32 protein-coding genes are annotated in these 18,742 nt (G+C 41.8%); all 32 read left to right on the plus strand.

Going from position 1 to position 18,742, the window contains the following annotated elements; translation table 11 throughout:
• Window positions 1-4 precede the first annotated feature (4 nt).
• The 32 genes from rpsG to OEL83_19740 all read left to right on the plus strand — a co-directional run bounded on the left by rpsG (window position 5) and on the right by OEL83_19740 (window position 18,698).
• Window positions 5-478 carry a 30S ribosomal protein S7 gene (gene rpsG / locus OEL83_19585; protein MDK9709245.1) on the plus strand — a complete coding sequence of 158 codons (474 nt, stop codon included), beginning with the start codon at window positions 5-7 and terminating at the stop codon, window positions 476-478.
• Window positions 479-565: 87 nt separating this feature from the next.
• Window positions 566-2,644: an elongation factor G gene (fusA, locus tag OEL83_19590; GenBank protein ID MDK9709246.1), complete on the plus strand. Its 2,079-nt coding sequence runs from the start codon at window positions 566-568 to the stop codon at window positions 2,642-2,644.
• Window positions 2,645-2,669: 25 nt separating this feature from the next.
• Window positions 2,670-3,860: an elongation factor Tu gene (gene tuf, locus OEL83_19595; GenBank protein MDK9709247.1), complete on the plus strand. Its 1,191-nt coding sequence runs from the start codon at window positions 2,670-2,672 to the stop codon at window positions 3,858-3,860.
• Between the two features lie 12 nt (window positions 3,861-3,872).
• Window positions 3,873-4,184: a 30S ribosomal protein S10 gene (gene rpsJ, locus OEL83_19600; protein ID MDK9709248.1), complete on the plus strand. Its 312-nt coding sequence runs from the start codon at window positions 3,873-3,875 to the stop codon at window positions 4,182-4,184.
• Window positions 4,185-4,223: 39 nt separating this feature from the next.
• The gene (gene rplC / locus OEL83_19605) at window positions 4,224-4,856 is read left to right on the plus strand and encodes a 50S ribosomal protein L3 (GenBank protein MDK9709249.1); all 633 of its coding nucleotides are present in this window, start codon (window positions 4,224-4,226) and stop codon (window positions 4,854-4,856) included.
• Between the two features lie 33 nt (window positions 4,857-4,889).
• Window positions 4,890-5,513 carry a 50S ribosomal protein L4 gene (rplD, locus tag OEL83_19610; protein MDK9709250.1) on the plus strand — a complete coding sequence of 208 codons (624 nt, stop codon included), beginning with the start codon at window positions 4,890-4,892 and terminating at the stop codon, window positions 5,511-5,513.
• The gene (rplW, locus tag OEL83_19615; protein ID MDK9709251.1) at window positions 5,510-5,797 is read left to right on the plus strand and encodes a 50S ribosomal protein L23; all 288 of its coding nucleotides are present in this window, start codon (window positions 5,510-5,512) and stop codon (window positions 5,795-5,797) included. Before rplD ends, rplW begins: the two co-directional genes overlap by 4 nt.
• Window positions 5,798-5,881: 84 nt before the next feature.
• Window positions 5,882-6,703, plus strand: coding sequence for a 50S ribosomal protein L2 (gene rplB, locus OEL83_19620; protein MDK9709252.1), 822 nt, complete (start codon window positions 5,882-5,884; stop codon window positions 6,701-6,703).
• Between the two features lie 17 nt (window positions 6,704-6,720).
• On the plus strand, window positions 6,721-6,996 hold the full coding sequence (gene rpsS / locus OEL83_19625) for a 30S ribosomal protein S19 (protein ID MDK9709253.1): 276 nt from the start codon (window positions 6,721-6,723) through the stop codon (window positions 6,994-6,996).
• A gap of 47 nt (window positions 6,997-7,043) precedes the next feature.
• Window positions 7,044-7,376, plus strand: a complete 333-nt coding sequence (gene rplV / locus OEL83_19630) for a 50S ribosomal protein L22 (protein ID MDK9709254.1) — start codon at window positions 7,044-7,046, stop codon at window positions 7,374-7,376.
• Window positions 7,377-7,450: 74 nt separating this feature from the next.
• A complete protein-coding gene (gene rpsC, locus OEL83_19635; GenBank protein ID MDK9709255.1) occupies window positions 7,451-8,101 on the plus strand; it encodes a 30S ribosomal protein S3 in 651 nt (216 codons plus the stop codon).
• 44 nt (window positions 8,102-8,145) lie between these two features.
• Window positions 8,146-8,562 (plus strand): 50S ribosomal protein L16, encoded by a 417-nt coding sequence (rplP, locus tag OEL83_19640; GenBank protein ID MDK9709256.1) that lies wholly within the window; start codon window positions 8,146-8,148, stop codon window positions 8,560-8,562.
• Between the two features lie 20 nt (window positions 8,563-8,582).
• Window positions 8,583-8,747: a 50S ribosomal protein L29 gene (rpmC, locus tag OEL83_19645; protein ID MDK9709257.1), complete on the plus strand. Its 165-nt coding sequence runs from the start codon at window positions 8,583-8,585 to the stop codon at window positions 8,745-8,747.
• 67 nt (window positions 8,748-8,814) lie between these two features.
• Window positions 8,815-9,075 carry a 30S ribosomal protein S17 gene (rpsQ, locus tag OEL83_19650; protein ID MDK9709258.1) on the plus strand — a complete coding sequence of 87 codons (261 nt, stop codon included), beginning with the start codon at window positions 8,815-8,817 and terminating at the stop codon, window positions 9,073-9,075.
• 62 nt (window positions 9,076-9,137) lie between these two features.
• Window positions 9,138-9,506 (plus strand): 50S ribosomal protein L14, encoded by a 369-nt coding sequence (rplN, locus tag OEL83_19655; protein MDK9709259.1) that lies wholly within the window; start codon window positions 9,138-9,140, stop codon window positions 9,504-9,506.
• 53 nt (window positions 9,507-9,559) lie between these two features.
• Window positions 9,560-9,904, plus strand: a complete 345-nt coding sequence (rplX, locus tag OEL83_19660; GenBank protein ID MDK9709260.1) for a 50S ribosomal protein L24 — start codon at window positions 9,560-9,562, stop codon at window positions 9,902-9,904.
• Between the two features lie 28 nt (window positions 9,905-9,932).
• Entirely contained in the window at window positions 9,933-10,472 is a 540-nt protein-coding gene (gene rplE / locus OEL83_19665) for a 50S ribosomal protein L5 (protein ID MDK9709261.1), read from the plus strand.
• A gap of 52 nt (window positions 10,473-10,524) precedes the next feature.
• Window positions 10,525-10,710: a type Z 30S ribosomal protein S14 gene (locus tag OEL83_19670; GenBank protein ID MDK9709262.1), complete on the plus strand. Its 186-nt coding sequence runs from the start codon at window positions 10,525-10,527 to the stop codon at window positions 10,708-10,710.
• 61 nt (window positions 10,711-10,771) lie between these two features.
• Complete coding sequence (gene rpsH, locus OEL83_19675) at window positions 10,772-11,170, plus strand: 30S ribosomal protein S8 (protein MDK9709263.1); 399 nt, start codon at window positions 10,772-10,774, stop codon at window positions 11,168-11,170.
• Between the two features lie 23 nt (window positions 11,171-11,193).
• On the plus strand, window positions 11,194-11,733 hold the full coding sequence (rplF, locus tag OEL83_19680) for a 50S ribosomal protein L6 (protein MDK9709264.1): 540 nt from the start codon (window positions 11,194-11,196) through the stop codon (window positions 11,731-11,733).
• Between the two features lie 45 nt (window positions 11,734-11,778).
• Entirely contained in the window at window positions 11,779-12,144 is a 366-nt protein-coding gene (gene rplR / locus OEL83_19685) for a 50S ribosomal protein L18 (protein MDK9709265.1), read from the plus strand.
• A gap of 27 nt (window positions 12,145-12,171) precedes the next feature.
• Window positions 12,172-12,684, plus strand: coding sequence for a 30S ribosomal protein S5 (gene rpsE / locus OEL83_19690; protein ID MDK9709266.1), 513 nt, complete (start codon window positions 12,172-12,174; stop codon window positions 12,682-12,684).
• Window positions 12,685-12,757: 73 nt separating this feature from the next.
• Window positions 12,758-12,940 (plus strand): 50S ribosomal protein L30, encoded by a 183-nt coding sequence (gene rpmD, locus OEL83_19695; protein ID MDK9709267.1) that lies wholly within the window; start codon window positions 12,758-12,760, stop codon window positions 12,938-12,940.
• A gap of 1 nt (window position 12,941) precedes the next feature.
• On the plus strand, window positions 12,942-13,394 hold the full coding sequence (rplO, locus tag OEL83_19700; GenBank protein ID MDK9709268.1) for a 50S ribosomal protein L15: 453 nt from the start codon (window positions 12,942-12,944) through the stop codon (window positions 13,392-13,394).
• 67 nt (window positions 13,395-13,461) lie between these two features.
• Complete coding sequence (gene secY, locus OEL83_19705) at window positions 13,462-14,766, plus strand: preprotein translocase subunit SecY (GenBank protein ID MDK9709269.1); 1,305 nt, start codon at window positions 13,462-13,464, stop codon at window positions 14,764-14,766.
• Between the two features lie 2 nt (window positions 14,767-14,768).
• Complete coding sequence (map, locus tag OEL83_19710) at window positions 14,769-15,569, plus strand: type I methionyl aminopeptidase (GenBank protein ID MDK9709270.1); 801 nt, start codon at window positions 14,769-14,771, stop codon at window positions 15,567-15,569.
• A gap of 79 nt (window positions 15,570-15,648) precedes the next feature.
• Window positions 15,649-15,885, plus strand: a complete 237-nt coding sequence (infA, locus tag OEL83_19715; GenBank protein MDK9709271.1) for a translation initiation factor IF-1 — start codon at window positions 15,649-15,651, stop codon at window positions 15,883-15,885.
• Between the two features lie 14 nt (window positions 15,886-15,899).
• Complete coding sequence (gene rpmJ / locus OEL83_19720; GenBank protein MDK9709272.1) at window positions 15,900-16,013, plus strand: 50S ribosomal protein L36; 114 nt, start codon at window positions 15,900-15,902, stop codon at window positions 16,011-16,013.
• A 48-nt stretch (window positions 16,014-16,061) separates the two neighbouring features.
• Window positions 16,062-16,427 (plus strand): 30S ribosomal protein S13, encoded by a 366-nt coding sequence (rpsM, locus tag OEL83_19725; GenBank protein ID MDK9709273.1) that lies wholly within the window; start codon window positions 16,062-16,064, stop codon window positions 16,425-16,427.
• Window positions 16,428-16,452: 25 nt separating this feature from the next.
• The gene (gene rpsK, locus OEL83_19730) at window positions 16,453-16,833 is read left to right on the plus strand and encodes a 30S ribosomal protein S11 (protein MDK9709274.1); all 381 of its coding nucleotides are present in this window, start codon (window positions 16,453-16,455) and stop codon (window positions 16,831-16,833) included.
• A 48-nt stretch (window positions 16,834-16,881) separates the two neighbouring features.
• Window positions 16,882-17,511, plus strand: a complete 630-nt coding sequence (rpsD, locus tag OEL83_19735; GenBank protein MDK9709275.1) for a 30S ribosomal protein S4 — start codon at window positions 16,882-16,884, stop codon at window positions 17,509-17,511.
• Between the two features lie 140 nt (window positions 17,512-17,651).
• On the plus strand, window positions 17,652-18,698 hold the full coding sequence (locus OEL83_19740; protein ID MDK9709276.1) for a DNA-directed RNA polymerase subunit alpha: 1,047 nt from the start codon (window positions 17,652-17,654) through the stop codon (window positions 18,696-18,698).
• The last annotated feature ends 44 nt before the right edge of the window (window positions 18,699-18,742 follow it).

The following is an 18,742-nucleotide window of genomic DNA, read 5'->3' on the forward strand; positions in this document are numbered from 1 at the left end:
AGATATGTCACGTAGAAGAACTGTTGAGAGACGGCCAATCGATCCAGACCCACGCTTTAATAGTGTGCTGGTTGCAAAGTTCACCAATGGATTGATGGAAAGAGGGAAAAAGACTCTTGCACAGAGGATATTTTATGGAGCGATGGATGTTGTCCAAGAGAAGGTAAAGGACGACGATGCGCTGACCATTTTTGAGGGTGCGATGGAGAATGTGCGACCACGGGTAGAGGTTAAATCTCGTCGCGTGGGTGGTGCAACTTACCAGGTCCCCATGGAAGTGCGACAAACAAGAAGAAATGCTCTCGCGATCCGCTGGATTATTAACTTCTCTAAATCAAGGTCCGGGAAGTCAATGTCGGAAAAGCTTGCTGCAGAGCTCATTGATGCATTTAATAATCGTGGGTCGGCGGTTAAGAAGAAAGATGATACACACCGGATGGCAGAAGCCAATAAGGCTTTTGCGCACTATCGTTGGTAGTGTAGGTGAATTACCCCGACTAAGTAATTGTTGCAGGGAGGAGCGTGGGGGTTGACTGAAGTGGTTTAAAAATAGTCAAAGATTGCTATGGTAGCCCCTAAAGAACTATCCGATGTGCGTAATATAGGCATAATGGCCCATATTGACGCAGGAAAAACAACAACTACAGAGAGAATTCTCTTTTATACTGGTCGTTCCTATAAATTAGGTGAGGTCCATGATGGTACAGCTGTCATGGATTGGATGGAGCAGGAGCAGGAACGTGGAATAACGATTACATCAGCGGCCACAACCTGTTACTGGAACGATAAGAAAATAAATATAATTGATACCCCTGGACATGTTGATTTCACTATTGAGGTGGAAAGGTCCTTGAGGGTTCTTGATGGTGCTGTGGCTGTTTTTTGCGCCGTTGGAGGTGTTGAGCCTCAGTCTGAAACGGTGTGGCGGCAAGCGGATAAGTATAATATTCCGCGTATTGCCTTTATCAATAAGATGGACCGTGTTGGCGCAAATTTTGATAGATGCTGCCAGATGATCGCCAAGAGGCTAGGGGCAAATCCCGTGCCTGTTCAAATTCCTATTGGTAAAGAGGCACAGTTTGAGGGGGTTGTTGACCTTATTGAAGAGAAAATGCTTGTTTTTGACGAGCACTCTCTTGGCCAGGAAATTGTCGTAAAAGAAATTACTGGCGAACACACAGAAAAATTCACGGCCGCACGTTTGATGCTCCTGGAGAAGTTGGCCGACTTCGATGAGGGCATCATGGAAAAATATCTAGATGAGAAGCCTATATCTGCACAAGAGATATATGGTGCTCTACGAAAAGCGACAATATCATTGAATATTGTTCCGGTATTGTGCGGTAGCGCGTTCAAGAATAAAGGTGTGCAACCACTCCTTGATGCGGTTGTGAGTTATCTGCCTTCGCCTCTTGATGTGAAAAGCGTTGTTGGCATTAATGATGCTGGTGAACAAGTCAGCCGGAAAACTGATGCAAAGGAAAAGCTTGTTGCTTTAGTTTTTAAGCTCATGAGTGATTCTTTTGTCGAGACTCTTGCTTTTGTCCGAGTGTATTCAGGTAAGTTGACTGTTGGTGACAAGGTATTTAATCCTATAAAACTAAAGCAAGAAAAAATATCCAAGCTCATGAAGTTGCACGCCAATAAGCGTGAAGAAGTGCAAGAAATACGAGCGGGTGATATTGGTGCAATTGTTGGGTTAAAGTTTACTACCACGGGTGATACACTCTGCGAAAAAGGCGATCATATTGTTCTTGAAAGTATGGACTTTCCTGAGCCAGTGATTGGGGTGGCAATTGAGCCGAAGAGCAAGGCCGAAGAAAGCAAACTCTTTGATACCCTGGCAAAAATTGCTCTAGAAGATCCATCGTTTACAGTATCTAGTGATAATGACACAGGTCAGACGATTATCTCTGGGATGGGAGAATTGCACCTTGAAATAATCGTCGATAGATTGCTGAACGACTTTAAAGTGGCAGCTAATGTTGGGAAACCGCAAGTTGCCTATAAAGAAACAATTTCGATACCACAACGAAGCGAAGCAAAGTTTGATCAATTGACAGGTGCAAAGGGTCAGTACGGGCACGTGATCATAGAGGTTGGGCCAGTAGATAGGGGTTCAGGAATCTCGTTTTTTAGCACAGTAGATAAGGATGTGATACCTGATCAGTTTCTGAACTCCATTAAGAAAGGAATAATTGATAGTTTAGATTCAGGCCCGTTGATAGGATATCCTCTTACAGACATCAATGTGACCCTGGTAGGCGGTTCCTACCATGAAGATGAGTCGACAGAAATGGCTTTTGGTGTTGCTGGCGCAATGGCGATACGGAGAGCTACTGCTGAGGCAGAACCTAAATTACTTGAACCAATCATGGATTTAGAAATTACAACCCCTGAGGAGTACATCGGGGACGTAATTGCTGATTTAAATGGAAAAAGAGGAAAGGTGGTAGGTGTGACTTCTGAAGGTCACTTGCAAACCGTGAAGGCGCATGCTCCTCTGGCGGAATTATTTGGGTATTCTACGTCGATACGATCAGCAACCCAGGGAAGAGCAAGTTACACAATGCAATTTTTGCAGTATGACGTAGTACCCGCTAATAAAGCTGAGGCAATAGTTAAAAAAATTAGAGGAATCTGAGCGTAAAGTATATTGAGGAATAAAAATGTCGAAGAAAAAATTTGAAAGGACAAAACCGCACGTCAATGTAGGTACGGTAGGGCATATTGATCATGGCAAGACCACTTTGACTGCAGCAATTACACGTGTTTTATCATTAAAAGGTCAGGCTACGTTCACCGATTTTTCCGAGATAGATAAGGCACCGGAGGAAAAAGAGCGAGGCATTACCATTGCTACCGCTCATGTCGAATACGAGACTGTGAATCGGCATTACGCTCATGTGGATTGTCCAGGGCACGCTGACTACATTAAGAATATGATCACCGGTGCAGCGCAAATGGACGGTGCGATCCTGGTGGTTGCGGCAACTGACGGTGCAATGCCACAGACCAGAGAGCATATTTTGCTTGCACGTCAAGTTGGTGTTCCTGCGATTGTTGTGTTCCTCAATAAATGTGACATGGTTGATGATGAGGAGCTTATTGAATTGGTAGAGATGGAGCTTCGTGAGCTTCTTGATAAGTATGAGTTTCCTGGCGATGATGTGCCATTTGTTAAAGGTTCTGCTTTGAAGGCTTTGGAGAATCCTGAAGACGCAGAATCTGCGAAATGCATTTGGGATCTTATGGATGCCATTGATTCCTATATACCTGAACCAAAGCGCGATGTTGATCAGCCATTTTTGATGCCTGTTGAAGATGTATTTTCGATATCAGGACGAGGTACAGTTGCCACAGGGAGAATCGAGAGGGGAGTGATTCATGTTGGAGATGAGGTGGAGATAATCGGCATTCGTCCGACCGCCAAGACAACATGTACCGGAGTGGAGATGTTCCGGAAACTTCTTGACGAGGGTCAGGCAGGCGACAATATTGGCGCGTTGCTACGTGGTATCAAGCGTGAGGAAATTGAAAGGGGCCAGGTTTTGGCTGCTCCGAAATCAATCACACCGCACACGAAGTTCAAATCAGAGTGCTATATTTTGAGTAAGGAAGAGGGTGGTCGGCATACACCGTTTTTCAATGGCTATCGTCCGCAGTTTTATTTTAGAACGACAGATGTAACGGCGGTTGTCAGTCTTGAGGCGGGAGTTGAGATGGTTATGCCTGGCGACAACATTACCGCGTCGGTAGAACTCATCACCCCGATCGCGATGGATGTAGGATTGCGTTTTGCCATTCGAGAAGGCGGGCGTACTGTTGGTGCTGGCGTTATTAGTGAAATTATCGCTTAAGGGGTTGTAATGATACCTACAGAGAAAATTAGAATTCGCCTTAAGGCGTACGATCACAAGCTGCTCGATCAATCTACGACCGAGATTGTTGACACTGCAAGAAGAACTGGATCCGCTGTTGCAGGACCAATTCCTTTGCCGACTACTATTAATAAGTTTTGTGTTCTTAGGTCTCCTCATGTTGATAAGAAATCTAGAGAACATTTTGAAATGAGGACCCATCGTCGGTTATTAGACATCTTAGAGCCAACTCAGCAAACTATTGACTTGCTGATGAAACTTGAGTTGTCTGCTGGCGTCGATGTTGAAATCAAATTGCCCTAAAGGCAATTCTAAAAGTTAATTGAAGCATCGGGTAATGTTATGCCAAAGTCAATGGGTTTACTAGGAAAGAAGATTGGAATGACCCGGGTGTACAGTGAACTTGGAGAAGCAGTTCCGGTCACTGTTATTGAGGCCGGACCTTGTAAGGTTCTTCAGGTCAAAACCGACTCCACTGATGGGTATGGTGCTATTCAGGTGGGTTTCGCCGAGAAAAAGGCATCTAGAGTTAATAAGCCAATGGCAGGCCATTTTACTAAGTCGGGATCTACTGGGTATTATTTTGTTCGTGAGTTCAGGGTGATGGATCCGACTCTGTTTGAAGTTGGGCAAGTCATCTCTCTCGGCACTGTTCTAAAAGTAGGTGATAAAGTTGACGTGCAGGGTACCAGCAAAGGAAGAGGCTTTCAGGGTGTAATAAAACGTCATGGTTTTAGTGGTGGCGGGTCTGGGCATGGCTCGATGTTTCATAGAGCCCCTGGATCTATTGGGTGTAGTGCTTACCCTTCTCGTGTTATTAAAGGGAAAAAACTACCAGGCAGAATGGGCAATGACAGTGTTTTGAGAAAGAATGTTGTTGTGGTAGATGTGCGAGACGATGAAAATGTTGTTCTTCTGAAAGGACCACTGCCTGGAGCGAAAAACGGCCTGTTAAAGATTTTTACCAAACAATAAATTTTCGGTCTAAACAGGTTCGAGGAGATAATTATGTCAACTGTAAATATTGTTAACACGAAAAATGAAAGTGTTGGCGAGATCGAGCTGAACGACGAAGTCTTTAATCGAGAAGTAAAAGAATACGTCCTTCATGAAGTAGTGCGTATGCAGCGAGCTGGTCGTAGATCTGGCAATGCGTGCACAAAAACCAGAGTTGAAGTTAGTGGTGGCGGAAGAAAACCTTGGCGCCAGAAAGGGACCGGTAGGGCAAGATCTGGAAGCAATACATCTCCTGTCTGGCGTGGCGGTGGTGTTGCATTTGGTCCGAAACCAAGGGATTACAGCTTCAAACTAAACCGTAAGGTCAAAAAGCAAGCTGTTGCCATGGCTCTCAGCGCTCGCTTTCAGGAAGGTAATCTTATTGTTGTAAACGATTTTTTAATGGAACGAATTAAGACAAAAGATTTTGTGAGTATCATGAATGTCCTAAATGTTCCGAATGGACTTATTGTTATGGACAACGCCTCTGAGAATTTAAGCAAATCGTCGAATAACGTAAATGGATTTAAAGTGCTTTCATCCGAAGGGCTCAATGTCTATGATATTCTGTTGCATAAAAAGCTTATACTGGTTCAACCAGTAATTGAGAGCCTTGAGAAGAGGTTTGCATCATGAAATACATTCATAGCGTTTTAAAAGGCCCCTGCCTCACCGAGAAAGCTGCTTTGTTACAAGAAAAGGATGAGAAAGTCATTTTCAAGATTCATCCTAAAGCTAATAAAATCGAAATTAAAATGGCAGTTGAAAAAATGTTTAACGTCAAGGTTAAGGACGTTAAGACCGCCAAAATTCATGGAAAGAAGAAAAGGGTTGGAAAAACAGTCGGCTTTACTAATGATTGGAAGAAGGCCTATGTTACCTTGTCAGAAGGAAAAATTAACTTTGCTGATGAATTATAATTGATCAAAGTAAAAAAATTCGATCATCACCTTCTGTCTGTGTGATTCTATCTATTATATTATTGATGGAGCGATTGGGAAATCATGGCTATTAAAGTGTACAAACCAACATCAGCTGGTAAGAGACAGCATGTGTCGGCAAAAAATCCGGATCTGGCAAAAAGTGGACCTGAAAAAAGTCTAGTATGTAATTTGGTAAAAACCGGCGGAAGAAATAACTACGGAAGAATAACTTCTCGTCATATTGGTGGCGGGCATAAACGAAAATATCGTCTGATTGATTTCAAACGTAATAAGACCGACATTGATGCTAAGGTTGTGTCAATTGAGTATGATCCAAATCGTTCTGCTAATATCGCGTTGTTGAACTATGTTGATGGTGAGAAAAGATATATTTTGTCGCCAGATGGGATTGCTATTGGAGATACGGTTGTCGCGGGTGATAACGTAGATATTCAGCCGGGGAACTGTCTTCCTTTGATCAATATTCCTCTAGGTACAATTATTCATAATATAGAAATGAAAATTGGAAAAGGGGCCCAACTGGTTCGCAGTGCCGGAGTTGGTGCGCAGCTGATGGCAAAAGAAGGCGGTTTTGTCCTCGTAAGATTGCCCTCCGGAGAAGTTAGGAAATTTAATAATAATTGCAGAGCCTGTGTCGGCCAAGTCGGTAATAGAGAGCACGAAAGCCAAAAGCTTGGAAAGGCTGGCAGAAGCCGATGGCAGGGTCATAGGCCTCATGTTCGTGGTGTTGCTATGAATCCTGTCGATCATCCAATGGGTGGTGGTGAAGGTAAAAGCTCTGGTGGCCGACATCCATGCAGTCCTTGGGGTATACCAAGCAAAGGATATAAAACCAGGAAAAACAAAACTTCTGACACAATGATTGTCAAGAAGAGATCATAAAGAACAAGGAGTTACGTATGTCACGTTCAGTTAAGAAAGGTCCCTTTGTTGACGATCATTTATATAAAAAGGTAATTGAAGCTGCCGAAAGTGGTTCTCGAAAGGTTATTAAGACCTGGTCTAGGCGCTCCGATATTGGCCCAGAAATGGTTGGATTAACCTTTGCTGTACATAACGGAAAGAAATTCGTTCCCGTTTTTGTCACAGAGAATATGGTAGGACATAAACTTGGAGAATTCTCTCCAACAAGAACCTTTTATGGCCATGCCGCAGATAAAAAAGGGAAAAAATAAAGCAATATTATAGTTTTATTGCAGGTCTCTCATTAGGGGTAGAATCTATGGAAGCAAAAGCCGTAGGAAAATATATTAGAATTTCTCCACAAAAAGCTAGGCTGGTCGCTGATGTGGTGAGAGGAATGGGCGTTGATCAAGCAATAACTACGCTCCGTTTCATGCCTAAAAAGGGTGCGGGAATAATTAAAAAAGTCTTGGAGTCTGCGGTTGCCAATGCTACACAAGATGAGCAGGCCGATGTTGATAATTTGTTTGTCAAAGAGATTGTAATTGATGGCGGACCCTCTCTTAAAAGGATTAGTCCAAGGGCGCAGGGTAGAGCTACTGGTATTATCAAAAGGACAAGTCATATAACTGTTGTCTTAGATGAGAATTGAGGTTTTTACCTTAATAAATGCCTGTACTCTATTTTTAAACTTTTAATGAACAATGGAATTGTTGGAGGTCTGTTTTGGGGCAGAAGGTTAATCCACAAGGACTAAGGTTGAATATTACCCGGACATGGGATTCGATCTGGTATGCAGATAAAGAGTATTCTACTTATCTGATAGAAGACCAAAAGGTCAAAAAATTTCTTAAAAAGCGTCTTCAGCATGCCGGGCTATCAAAAGTTAACATTGAACGCACTGGAGACCAAGTGCGTGTAAAGCTGTTTACTGCAAGACCAGGAATAGTGATAGGCAAAAAAGGTGCTGAAATTGAGATTTTAAAAAAAGAACTTGAAAAGTTAATCTCACGTAAGGTCTCGCTCGATATCCAAGAGGTAAGAAGACCTGAGGCAGATGCACAACTTGTAGCCGAAAACATCGCTCAACAACTTGTAAGGCGGGTGGCTTTTAGGAGAGCAATGAAAAAAGCGGTGAGCTCAGCATTGCGATTCGGAGTTCAAGGTATAAAGATTTCATGCTCTGGCAGATTAGGTGGTGCCGAAATGTCGAGATGTGAATGGGTAAGGGAAGGAAGAGTACCTCTTCATACCCTTCGAGCCGATGTAGATTATGCCCTTGCAGAAGCAAACACGACCTATGGCATTATTGGTGTCAAGGTGTGGATTTTCAATGGTGAAATTTTGAGCGATCAGGATCGTGGCTCCGTACAGTAAAGACACTGTTAATGGAAATTCCATATAAATTTCTGGAGTAGAAGATGTTAAGCCCAAAGAAAGTTAAACATAGAAAGGTTTTTAAAGGCAGGTCCAGGGGAGTCGCCTACCGCGGGTCGTCTATAGCCTTTGGAGAGTTTGCCTTAAAAGCGACCGTATGCGGAAAAATGACTGCTCAGCAAATTGAAGCCGCGCGTATTACGATTAATAGAACTATGAAGCGTGGTGGAAAAGTTTGGATACGGGTTTTCCCCGATAAACCAATAACAAAAAAGGCTGCAGAAACGCGTATGGGAAAAGGAAAAGGTACCCCAGAATTGTGGGTCGCGGTTATTAAGCCTGGGATGATTTTATATGAGATAGCTGGAGTAACTGAAGAACTTGCCATTGAGGCTCTTGCGTTAGCTGGGAACAAATTGCCATTTCCGACCAAAGTTATTACCAAGGTGAACACATTATGAAATCTGGAGAAATTCGGAAGATGTCTGCTGAGGATCTAACGAAAGCCTTAAAGGAACTGCGAGATGAATTGGGGAACCTTTCTTTCAAGCATCGTATTAGGCCTTTAGAAGATACCTCCAAACTAAAGAAAATTAGAAAAGACATTGCGAGAATCTCGACTATCGAGAAGCAATCTGCAAGATGATTGCAAGTATTTTAAATATGAACGTATATAGTCAGATTCTAAATTAAAACCACTAATTGACTAAACTATGAGTGATCTAAATACAACTAGAAAGACAAGAACGGGTTCTGTAATAAGCAACAGAATGGAAAAAAGCGTTGTCGTTCGGGTAGAGCGAAAAGTTAGACATAAACTCTATGGAAAGTTTATGAAAACTAGCGTTAAATACCTGGCAGATGATCCGCAAAATGCTTGTAATATTGGCGACGTCGTACTCATAGAAGAGTGTCGCCCACTAAGCAAAAGAAAGAGGTGGCGGGTAAAGACTATACTGGAACAAGCAGGATAGGTTTGCGAATACTTAAGACTGCCCACTTTTTATATGTTTAGGAAGAGATATCAGGTGAAATTATGATTCAAACAGAGACAGTGCTTAATGTGGCTGATAATTCCGGAGCTAAAAAGGTACTCTGTATTAGAGTTCTTGGTGGTACCGGTAAAAGATATGCAACTATTGGAGATGTAATAGTTGTAACTGTGAAGGAAGCGATTCCCAACGCAAAGGTAAAGAAAGGTGACGTCATGAAAGCCGTCATTGTTCGAACTAAAAAAGAAATAAAACGGGCTGATGACACTTGGGTAAGGTTTGATGACAACGCTGCTGTTATGCTTGCTTCCTCTGGCGAACCAGTAGGGACACGTATTTTCGGGCCAGTCGCAAGAGAGTTAAGAAATCAGGGTTTTATGAAAATCATCTCTTTAGCGCCTGAGGCACTTTAGCCATCCTGTGTCCCCGCATGGGATTTTGAAAAATGATTGAAGAAGGTATATCAATGAGACAGGGCAAAACATACCTGAAAAAAAATGATCAGGTGGAAGTCATAACAGGAAAAGATAAGGGTCGGGTTGGCAAGGTTCTCAAAGTCTTGAAAGATGAAGATAAGGCTTTGGTAGAGCGGATAAATATGATCAAGAAGCACACCAAACCTCGAGAGATGAACCAGCAAGGGCAGATTGTCGAGAAAGAAGCGCTTATTCATGTTTCCAACCTTCAGCTTATCTGTCCTGAATGTACTAAAACAGGTCGAATCGGAAAGAAAATTCTTGACGACGGTACAAAGATTAGATGTTGCAAAAATTGTGGTGCCACAATCGAAAGCAAAAGCAAGGCAAAGTAGGTAAAAAGGATACGTTAGGAGTATATAAATGGGTGCACTTAGAGAAATGTATATTAATGAGTGCGTACCTGCACTCAGAGAGGAGTTTGGCTATACAAACGTCATGGAAATTCCTCAAATTAAGAAAATTGTTCTCAATATGGGATTAGGTGAGGCTGTACAAAATCCTAAAATTGTTGAAGGTGCAGCTAATGAACTCACCATGATTGCTGGGCAAAAAGCTGTGATTACCAAGGCAAAAAAATCGATTGCAACCTTCAAGTTAAGAGTAGGCATGCCTATCGGTTGCTGCGTTACTCTTCGCGGCGAAAAAATGTATAATTTTTATAGCAAATTAGTAAATATTGCTTTGCCTCGTGTTCGTGACTTTCGAGGATTGTCGTCCAAAGGTTTTGATGGTAGAGGTAATTTTTCTATGGGGATACAGGAAGAGATTATTTTCCCAGAAATAGATTACGACAAAATTGATAAGATCAAAGGTCTAAATATAACTATAGTAACCACGGCAAAAACAGACGCAGAGGGGGCTTTTCTTCTTAAGCTGATGGGTATGCCATTCAAGAAATAGATTAAATAGATAGCAATATCAGACGAATATAAATAAGTATTTGGAGGTCGGTTTGGCTAAGAAATCCATAATTGCAAAAGCACAGAGGAAACAAAAGTTTTCAGTGAGACAATACAATAGATGCCCACTTTGTGGACGACCGAGGGCATTTATTCGGAAATTTGGTGTCTGCAGGATTTGCTTTCGTAAACTTGCGTCAAGTGGTGAGATAACTGGAGTTACAAAGTCCAGTTGGTAAATTGACTCTCATTAATTAGCTTTTTGTGCGCTACTATTCTGAACTATAAGGAGTGTTCGCTATGTCAATGAGCGATCCACTGGCAGACATGCTGACCAGATTAAGAAATGCAGTAATGGTGAAGTTTGATTCAGTAGAGATGCCTTTGTCTACTGTGAAAAAAGATGTTGCTAAGGTGCTTAAAGACGAGGGGTATATTCGTGATTTTCGGGTCAAGAATGATCTAGTTCAAGGTACTTTAACGATTGATCTTAAGTATGGGCCTAAAAAAGAATCGGTAATAACTGGTTTAAAAAGAATAAGCAAACCTGGCCAACGGAAGTACACTAAAGTCGACGATCTTCCGAAAGTATTGAATGGACTTGGAATTGCAATTATCTCCACATCAAAGGGAGTGGTTACGGATAAGCAGGCTAGAGCTCTGAATACTGGTGGGGAAATAATTTGTGAGGTCTGGTAGACCCACGAATAACGGAGGATGATATGTCTCGAATTGGAAAACAACCCATTCCGGTTCCAAACGGAGTGACAATTGCCCTTGTTGGGCAACAGATTATGGTAACAGGAGCGAAAGGTAGTTTGAGCCGCACTGTGAATTCCGAAATAGAAATCGAGCTTCAGGAAAACGTAGTTAACGTTAAGACTCGAACTGATAGCCCTAAAGTTAACGCGTTTAGGGGGCTTACGCGAACTCTGATTAATAATATGATTGTTGGTGTTGCCGAAGGATTTCAGAAAGTTCTTATGATTGAAGGAGTCGGATATAAAGCGAGTGTGGATGGGTCTGTGCTTACATTAAATGTAGGATACTCAAGCCCCAAAGACTACTCTCTTCCGAAAGATGTGTTGGCTACAGTCGAAGGTAACACAAAAATTGTCCTCCAGTCTATCGATAAGGAATTGCTTGGCCTCACTGCTTCTAAGATTCGACAGATTCGCAAACCTGAGCCTTATAAAGGTAAAGGCATCAGATATGAAAATGAGCATATCGTTAGGAAAGTCGGCAAATCAGGTACCAAATAGTCAGTGGCATCTGCAAAGGCAAAAATCATAGAATGGTAAACTGTAATGGCTAAGACAAATCCATCGACAATTGCAAGGGCAAAGCGAGTCAGAAGAATCAGGAAGAAAATCTCTGGTACGAGCGAACGGCCTAGATTGCGTGTCTTCAAAAGTAACAAACATATATATGCACAACTTATTGATGATGTGGCTGGACATACACTTGTGTCGATGTCTACTGTCGATAAGCAGTTTGATTTGGGTGAAGAAAAAGGTAAATCTGCCGCTGCCAAGAAAGTAGGCATTGACCTTGCTGCGAGAGCTAAAGCTTTTGGGATTAGTAAAGTTACCTTTGATCGTGGTGGTTCAGTGTATCATGGCAGAGTAAAGTCGCTTTCTGAAGGTGCTCGTGAAGGCGGTCTTGATTTTTAATTACTTTTATTATTAAGGGGGTGTCCCTTGTCTGATTTTAAACGTTCCAAAAGTGTGGCTACTGAGGAGCTGATAGAGAAGATTGTTTTCATTAACCGTGTAGCTAAAGTGGTTAAAGGCGGCAGAAGATTTAGCTTTAGTGCAATTATCGTTGTTGGAGATGGCAACGGTAAGGTTGGATATGGCTTAGGAAAAGCCAATCAAGTACCAGAAGCAATACGGAAAGGTGTTGAGCAAGCGCGGAAGAGTATGTCTTCTATCTCATTAACTGAAACGACAATTCCTCATCAGATAGTAGGAAAATTTGGATCGGGGAAAGTGCTTCTCAAACCTGCTTCGGCTGGCACAGGGTTAATTGCTGGTGGGCCGGTTCGTGCTGTTCTTGAGGCAGCTGGTGTTTCAAATATTCTTACAAAATGTCTCGGTTCACATAATCCACATAATATGGTTAAGGCAACCTTAGCTGGATTAATGGAATTACGAACTGCAAAGAATATCGCAGATTTGCGTGGAAAAAGCTTAGAAGAAATGTCTGTTTAATGTATGTATGCCTTACTGTGAGGTATTTGCAGATTGCAGATTAAGTAAAATTTTCGCTAGAGAAGGTAGTCAAATGTCTGATACTATTACTATTACCCTTGTTAAAAGTGGCATTGGTGGTACAGAGAGGGTCAATGCAACCTTAACCGGACTTGGGCTCACTAAATTGAACAAGACAGTGACAAGAACGGATACTCCTGCAATTCGAGGAATGATTAGAAAAGTATCGCATCTTGTGCGTATAGAGGAGAATTAACATGTTGACCTTAGCTAACCTATCTCCCCAAGTTGGATCAAAAAAGCAGCGGAAACGTCTAGGTCGGGGGCCAGGGAGCGGACATGGTAAGACCGCCGGTCGAGGGCACAAAGGTTTTAAGGCGAGATCTGGATCGGGAGTCAAACCTGGTTTTGAGGGAGGACAAATGCCGCTACAAAGGCGTCTTCCCAAACGTGGTTTTACGAATATTTTTAAGAAGCAATTCGTATTGGTTTCACTTAGTCAACTCAACTCACTGGATTCAGAGAGTATTGTTACTATAGATACCCTAATAGCTGCCAAGATAGTTGATCACGGTGTTAATGTTAAGGTGCTAGCAAATGGTGAGCTAACCAAACCTCTTAAAATTCAAATTGGAAAAATAAGTGAATCAGCAAAAGCAAAAATCATAGCAGCTGGCGGCACTGTAATCAGTGAGAAATCAGTTGCATAGGTCCTAGTTTTTTAACTTTTTTTCCAGGTCTTTTCATGTCCCGTGAAAAATATCTAAGGTATTAATGATGAGTGGATTGCAGAGTGCTGCAAATATTCCTGAGCTGCGTAGACGTGTATTGTTCACGATTATAATGCTAGCAGTCTATAGAATCGGTGTTCAAATTCCCACACCAGGCATAAATGGTGAAGCCTTAGCCGCTTTTTTCTCACAAAAAGCCGGAACTTTGTTTGGGATGTTTAACATGTTTTCTGGAGGCGCATTAGAGAACTTTTCAATCTTCGCACTTGGGATAATGCCTTACATAAGCTCATCGATCATTATCCAGCTATTGACAGTTGTTATTCCTCAGCTTGAGGCTTTAAAAAAAGAGGGTCAATCAGGTCAAAGGAAAATAACACAGTATACGAGGTATGGAACTGTACTGCTGAGTATTATACAGGGAACATTTATTGCTGTAGGCTTGCAGGGGATGGCAGGACCGGGAGGAGAAGCGATCGTCCTCAATCCCGGATTACAATTCAAACTGATGACAGTGCTTACCTTGACTTCAGGTACTGCCTTTATCATGTGGCTTGGTGAGCAAATGACAGAAAGGGGTATTGGCAATGGCATTTCTTTAATAATCTTTGCAGGAATTGTAGCTGGTATTCCTTCAGCCATTGTTAACTCAATGCAGCTTATTAAAGCCGGAGAAATTGCATTATTCTTTGTTCCGTTCCTCATTCTTTTTATGTTCATCATTGTAGCGCTAATTGTTTTCTGTGAAACTGCTCAAAGAAGAATTCCAATTCAATACGCGAAAAGAGTTGTTGGGAAAAGGGTATATGGTGGGCAAAGCTCTCACCTGCCACTCAAAATCAACATTTCTGGTGTTATACCACCTATTTTTGCGTCTTCAATTATGATGTTCCCAGCTACTATTGGAAGCTTCATTCAGATAGATTGGGTACAGAGAGCTTCTGCCGCTATGTCGCCAGGGACGATCTACTATTATATGTTTTTTGTAGGTATGATTGTGTTCTTTTGTTTCTTTTATACTGCTGTAACGTTTAAACCGGATGATGTAGCGGAAAATCTTAAGAAACATGGTGGGTTTATTCCGGGAATACGGCCAGGGAAGAAAACGGCAGAATTTATAGATAAGGTTCTCACAAGGCTTACTGTTGTCGGAGCGGTTTATTTGAGTTCTGTTTGTATTTTGCCAACGATACTGGTTTCGAAATTCAATATTCCGTTCTATTTTGGTGGCACTGCGTTACTGATTGTTGTCGGAGTGGCAATAGATACAATAGCACAGATAGAATCACACCTTCACATGCGTAATTATGAAGGGTTTATGAAGCAAGGTAAAATTAAAGGACGTAGGTAGAGGTGTTTTCTTCAAAAACGGAAGAGAGAAATTTCCAAAATATCGTTCTTAAAACTGCTGATGAAATTATCGTTATGCAGGAGGCCAACCAGATTGTTGCTGAAATCCTATCAATTGTTGAAAGAAGCGTTGATATTGGGATTACGACTTGGGATCTTGATAAGATTGCAGAAGATCATTGTTATAAGTATGGTGCAGTACCCGCATTCAAAGGCTACCGTGGCTTTCCTGGGAGCTTGTGTCTATCTGTAAATGAAGAGGTCGTTCATGGCATCCCTTCGAGGAAAAAGAAATTAAAGAAGGGGGATATTGTCTCCGTTGATTTTGGTGTGTGCTATAAAGGATACTTTGGAGATTCGGCTATTACGATTCCTGTCGGGGGCATAAGTGACGATGTCAATAAATTGATTGAAGTGACACGGCAGTCCCTTTATAAGGGCATAGAAAAAGTGGTTGTAGGTAACAGAATTAGCGATGTTTCAAAGGCGATACAAGACTATGTCGAAGGACATGGTTTTTCTGTGGTAAGGCAGTTTGTTGGGCACGGAATTGGAAAGGCTCTGCACGAACCACCCGAAATTCCAAATTTTTATCAGGGCGAAAGAACAATACGGTTGCTGGCCGGAATGGTTCTAGCTATCGAGCCCATGGTTAACATTGGTACACATAGGGTAAAAGTACTGAGGGATGGCTGGACTGTAGTGACGAGTGATAGAAAGCCGTCCGCACATTTTGAGCATTCGGTTGCGGTCACAGAGTCTGGCCCACTTATTCTTAGCTCTGGGAAAACCGATGGCAACTGAAGAAATTACTTCTCATTTGCAAGATGTTGTATTATATTAATCCCCTTTTAATTGGGACTTTGATTTTTCAGGATACTCCATGGCAAAAGAAGAAGCAATTGAAGTTGAAGGCACCATTATAGAACCATTGCCAAACGCAATGTTCCGTGTTGAGTTAGATAATGGACACAAGGTGCTCGCACATATTTCCGGGAAGATGCGTATGCATTTTATTAAGATACTGCCAGGAGACAGAGTAACAATTGAACTCTCTCCATATGATTTAAATCGGGGAAGGGTAACGTTTCGGGCAAAAACCGCTAAAAAGAAAAAATAGAGAGTTTGTCGATCATGAAAGTACGCGCATCGGTAAAAAAAATCTGTAGTGACTGTAAGATATTTAAGCGTAATGGTATTGTTCGCGTATCCTGCAAAGTAAAAAAACATAAACAGAGGCAGGGATAAATTGATATATTTTTTAAAACACACCTACTTCTTTTAAGGAGAAATACTTTGGCACGTATAGCAGGAATTGATCTTCCTAAAAATAAACACATGGATCGGGCTTTAACGTATATTCACGGAATTGGGTTAGTGACTGCCCGGAAGATTTTAGATAAAGTCGATCTTCCGTATACCATGAGCAGTGATGATCTTGGTGGAGACGATGTTAATCGGATCCGTAAAGTTATTGAAGATGAGTATGTTGTTGAAGGAGACCGTAGGCGTGAGGTTTCCATGGACATTAAACGCTTGACAGATATTGGTTGCTATCGCGGCAGGAGACACAGAATGGGGTTACCCTGCAGGGGGCAAAAAACAAAAACCAATGCGAGAACAAGGAAAGGCCCTCGTAAAGGTGCTGCTCGTCGTAAATAATTGAACTTCTACTTGGTATAATTCTATGGCTGTCGCTAAAAAGAGAAAGGTAAAAAAGAATATTCCTGAAGGTATAGTTTTTATATACTCAACCTTTAATAATACAATTGTCACCATTTCCGACAAGCAGGGTAACGTTGTTTCTTGGTGTAGTGCTGGTGTATTAGGTTTTAAAGGTTCACGAAAATCGACTCCTTTTGCTGCTCAAAATGCTCTCACAGACGCTGCAAAGAAGGCCACTGACATTGGAATGAGGAAAGTGGAGGTGAAGGTAAAAGGACCTGGGCCTGGCAGAGAGGCGGCGCTGCGAGCATTGATAACTTCAGGATTAGAAGTCAGCCGTATTTACGATGTAACCCCTGTTCCGCACAATGGATGTAAACCTCCAAAACGTCGTCGAGTATAACGACTGTACTTAAGATTGTTCTACACATAATAAAAATGGAGGCCAAAATTGGCTAGAAATATTGGTGCTGCATGTCGTCGTTGCAGAAGGGAAAACTTGAAGTTGTTTCTGAAAGGTGATCGATGTTTTTCAGATAAATGCTCCTTTGAAAGAAGGGCATTTGGCCCTGGGCAACATGGCCAGGCTAAATTTAAGAAGCAATCTGATTACGCTGTGCAGTTAAGAGAAAAACAAAAAGTAAAGAGCATGTACGGTATGCTCGAGGGGCAATTCCGACTGTTTTTCGAAAAGGCTGAAAAACAGCGTGGAGTAACTGGCGAGAATCTGCTCGTTATGCTCGAGAGGAGGCTAGACAATACCGTATTTCGTGTTGGCTTTGCTTCTTCGCGAAATCAGGCTAGGCAACTTGTTCGTCATAATCACATTCTGGTGAATGGACGAAAAGTTAACATTCCTTCCTTCTTAGTTTCTTCTGGGGATGTCATTTCACTAAAAGAAAAAAGTCGTGCTAATTCAATGATTGTTGAAAACTTTGAGGCGGTCATCAGGAGGGGAGTACCAAGTTGGCTTGAACTGGATAAAGACAATTTTAAAGCCACCCTGAAGGCTCTTCCCAATAGAGAAGAGGTAACGATGCCCATCCAAGAAAGACTAATCGTTGAACTCTATTCAAAATAATCAAAATCGTCAGTCTGACTGATCGCTAAAAACTCTAATGATGTAAGAAGAGTACAACATAGACGTTTCAGGCGGTAAATTAGAGCAGAGTTTGCGTTACACCAACAGAAACGAAAGACGATAAGTAAAGAAGGAATTCCATGACTCAAGCCGCTGATGAAAAAATTCCATTTCACCGCAATTGGAATGAGCTTATAAAGCCCGAAAAAGTTGAGGTTGATAAGGAGAAGCACACTGATACTTACGGTAAATTCATATGTCAGCCTCTAGAGAGAGGATTTGCCGCAACGATTGGTAATTCACTGCGCCGGATACTTCTTTCTTCTATCCAAGGTGCGGCTATTACCTCAGTGAAAATAGAAGGAGCTCTTCACGAGTTTACCTCGATGAAGGACATTCTTGAGGATGTGAGCGAAATTATTCTCAATCTGAAGTTAGTGAGGCTGAAACTCCTTTCCGCTGAGCCACGTAAGGTTATTATTGAAAAAACTGGTCCGGGTACTGTGTATGCAAAAGACATCAACTCTTCTGGCTATGTTGAGGTAATGAACGGTGATCAAGCTATCTGTACTCTCACAGGGCCAATTAATTTTCATGCTGAATTAACAGTTGAGTGGGGAAAAGGATATCAGCCGGCTGAAAAAATGGATAAAGAAAATCTTTCGATTGGGCAAATTCCTATTGATGCCATTTTCACTCCCATCAAGAAAATCCAATATGTGATATCCCAAGCACGGGTTGGTCAGCAAACTGATTATGACAAGCTTACTCTTGAAATTGAAACTGATGGCAGTCTAAGACCTGAAAACGCACTTGCCTACGCTGCAAAAATTCTCAAAGAGCAGATGTCAATCTTTATTAACTTTGATGAAGAAGGTGCTGAGCCAGATGTTCCCTCTGAGTCCGGGAGAGATAATGAGCCACTTAATCCTTTCCTGGATAAACCGGTTGAGGATCTCGAACTGTCTGTACGGTCTGCCAATTGTTTGAAAAATGCTGATATTAATTTTATTGGTGATTTAGCTCAGAAAACAGATCAGGAAATGTTGAAAACTAAGAACTTTGGCCGGAAGTCTCTTAATGAAATTAAAGCGTTACTCTCTGAAATGGATCTCACTTTAGGTATGAAATTTGATAATTGGGTTCCACCTAGTCATCGTGGTGATAAGGAAGAAAGCAAGGCTTAAAAATTTTAAAAGTAAATGATAGAATTTTACATACCAATATTGAT

This window comes from Desulforhopalus sp., assembly GCA_030247675.1.
Classification (GTDB): domain Bacteria; phylum Desulfobacterota; class Desulfobulbia; order Desulfobulbales; family Desulfocapsaceae; genus Desulforhopalus_A.

Excerpts from the sequence above, each read along its gene's own strand:
- rpsG (MDK9709245.1), top strand. The coding sequence starts at position 5 with ATGTCACGTAGAAGAACTGTTGAGAGACGGCCAATCGATCCAGACCCA.
- fusA (MDK9709246.1), top strand. The coding sequence starts at position 566 with ATGGTAGCCCCTAAAGAACTATCCGATGTGCGTAATATAGGCATAATG.
- tuf (MDK9709247.1), top strand. The coding sequence starts at position 2,670 with ATGTCGAAGAAAAAATTTGAAAGGACAAAACCGCACGTCAATGTAGGT.
- rplC (MDK9709249.1), top strand. The coding sequence starts at position 4,224 with ATGCCAAAGTCAATGGGTTTACTAGGAAAGAAGATTGGAATGACCCGG.
- rplD (MDK9709250.1), top strand. The coding sequence starts at position 4,890 with ATGTCAACTGTAAATATTGTTAACACGAAAAATGAAAGTGTTGGCGAG.
- rplW (MDK9709251.1), top strand. The coding sequence starts at position 5,510 with ATGAAATACATTCATAGCGTTTTAAAAGGCCCCTGCCTCACCGAGAAA.
- rplB (MDK9709252.1), top strand. The coding sequence starts at position 5,882 with ATGGCTATTAAAGTGTACAAACCAACATCAGCTGGTAAGAGACAGCAT.
- rpsS (MDK9709253.1), top strand. The coding sequence starts at position 6,721 with ATGTCACGTTCAGTTAAGAAAGGTCCCTTTGTTGACGATCATTTATAT.
- rplV (MDK9709254.1), top strand. The coding sequence starts at position 7,044 with ATGGAAGCAAAAGCCGTAGGAAAATATATTAGAATTTCTCCACAAAAA.
- rplP (MDK9709256.1), top strand. The coding sequence starts at position 8,146 with ATGTTAAGCCCAAAGAAAGTTAAACATAGAAAGGTTTTTAAAGGCAGG.
- rpmC (MDK9709257.1), top strand. The coding sequence starts at position 8,583 with ATGTCTGCTGAGGATCTAACGAAAGCCTTAAAGGAACTGCGAGATGAA.
- rpsQ (MDK9709258.1), top strand. The coding sequence starts at position 8,815 with ATGAGTGATCTAAATACAACTAGAAAGACAAGAACGGGTTCTGTAATA.
- rplN (MDK9709259.1), top strand. The coding sequence starts at position 9,138 with ATGATTCAAACAGAGACAGTGCTTAATGTGGCTGATAATTCCGGAGCT.
- rplX (MDK9709260.1), top strand. The coding sequence starts at position 9,560 with ATGAGACAGGGCAAAACATACCTGAAAAAAAATGATCAGGTGGAAGTC.
- rplE (MDK9709261.1), top strand. The coding sequence starts at position 9,933 with ATGGGTGCACTTAGAGAAATGTATATTAATGAGTGCGTACCTGCACTC.
- rpsH (MDK9709263.1), top strand. The coding sequence starts at position 10,772 with ATGTCAATGAGCGATCCACTGGCAGACATGCTGACCAGATTAAGAAAT.
- rplF (MDK9709264.1), top strand. The coding sequence starts at position 11,194 with ATGTCTCGAATTGGAAAACAACCCATTCCGGTTCCAAACGGAGTGACA.
- rplR (MDK9709265.1), top strand. The coding sequence starts at position 11,779 with ATGGCTAAGACAAATCCATCGACAATTGCAAGGGCAAAGCGAGTCAGA.
- rpmD (MDK9709267.1), top strand. The coding sequence starts at position 12,758 with ATGTCTGATACTATTACTATTACCCTTGTTAAAAGTGGCATTGGTGGT.
- rplO (MDK9709268.1), top strand. The coding sequence starts at position 12,942 with ATGTTGACCTTAGCTAACCTATCTCCCCAAGTTGGATCAAAAAAGCAG.
- secY (MDK9709269.1), top strand. The coding sequence starts at position 13,462 with ATGAGTGGATTGCAGAGTGCTGCAAATATTCCTGAGCTGCGTAGACGT.
- infA (MDK9709271.1), top strand. The coding sequence starts at position 15,649 with ATGGCAAAAGAAGAAGCAATTGAAGTTGAAGGCACCATTATAGAACCA.
- rpmJ (MDK9709272.1), top strand. The coding sequence starts at position 15,900 with ATGAAAGTACGCGCATCGGTAAAAAAAATCTGTAGTGACTGTAAGATA.
- rpsK (MDK9709274.1), top strand. The coding sequence starts at position 16,453 with ATGGCTGTCGCTAAAAAGAGAAAGGTAAAAAAGAATATTCCTGAAGGT.
- OEL83_19740 (MDK9709276.1), top strand. The coding sequence starts at position 17,652 with ATGACTCAAGCCGCTGATGAAAAAATTCCATTTCACCGCAATTGGAAT.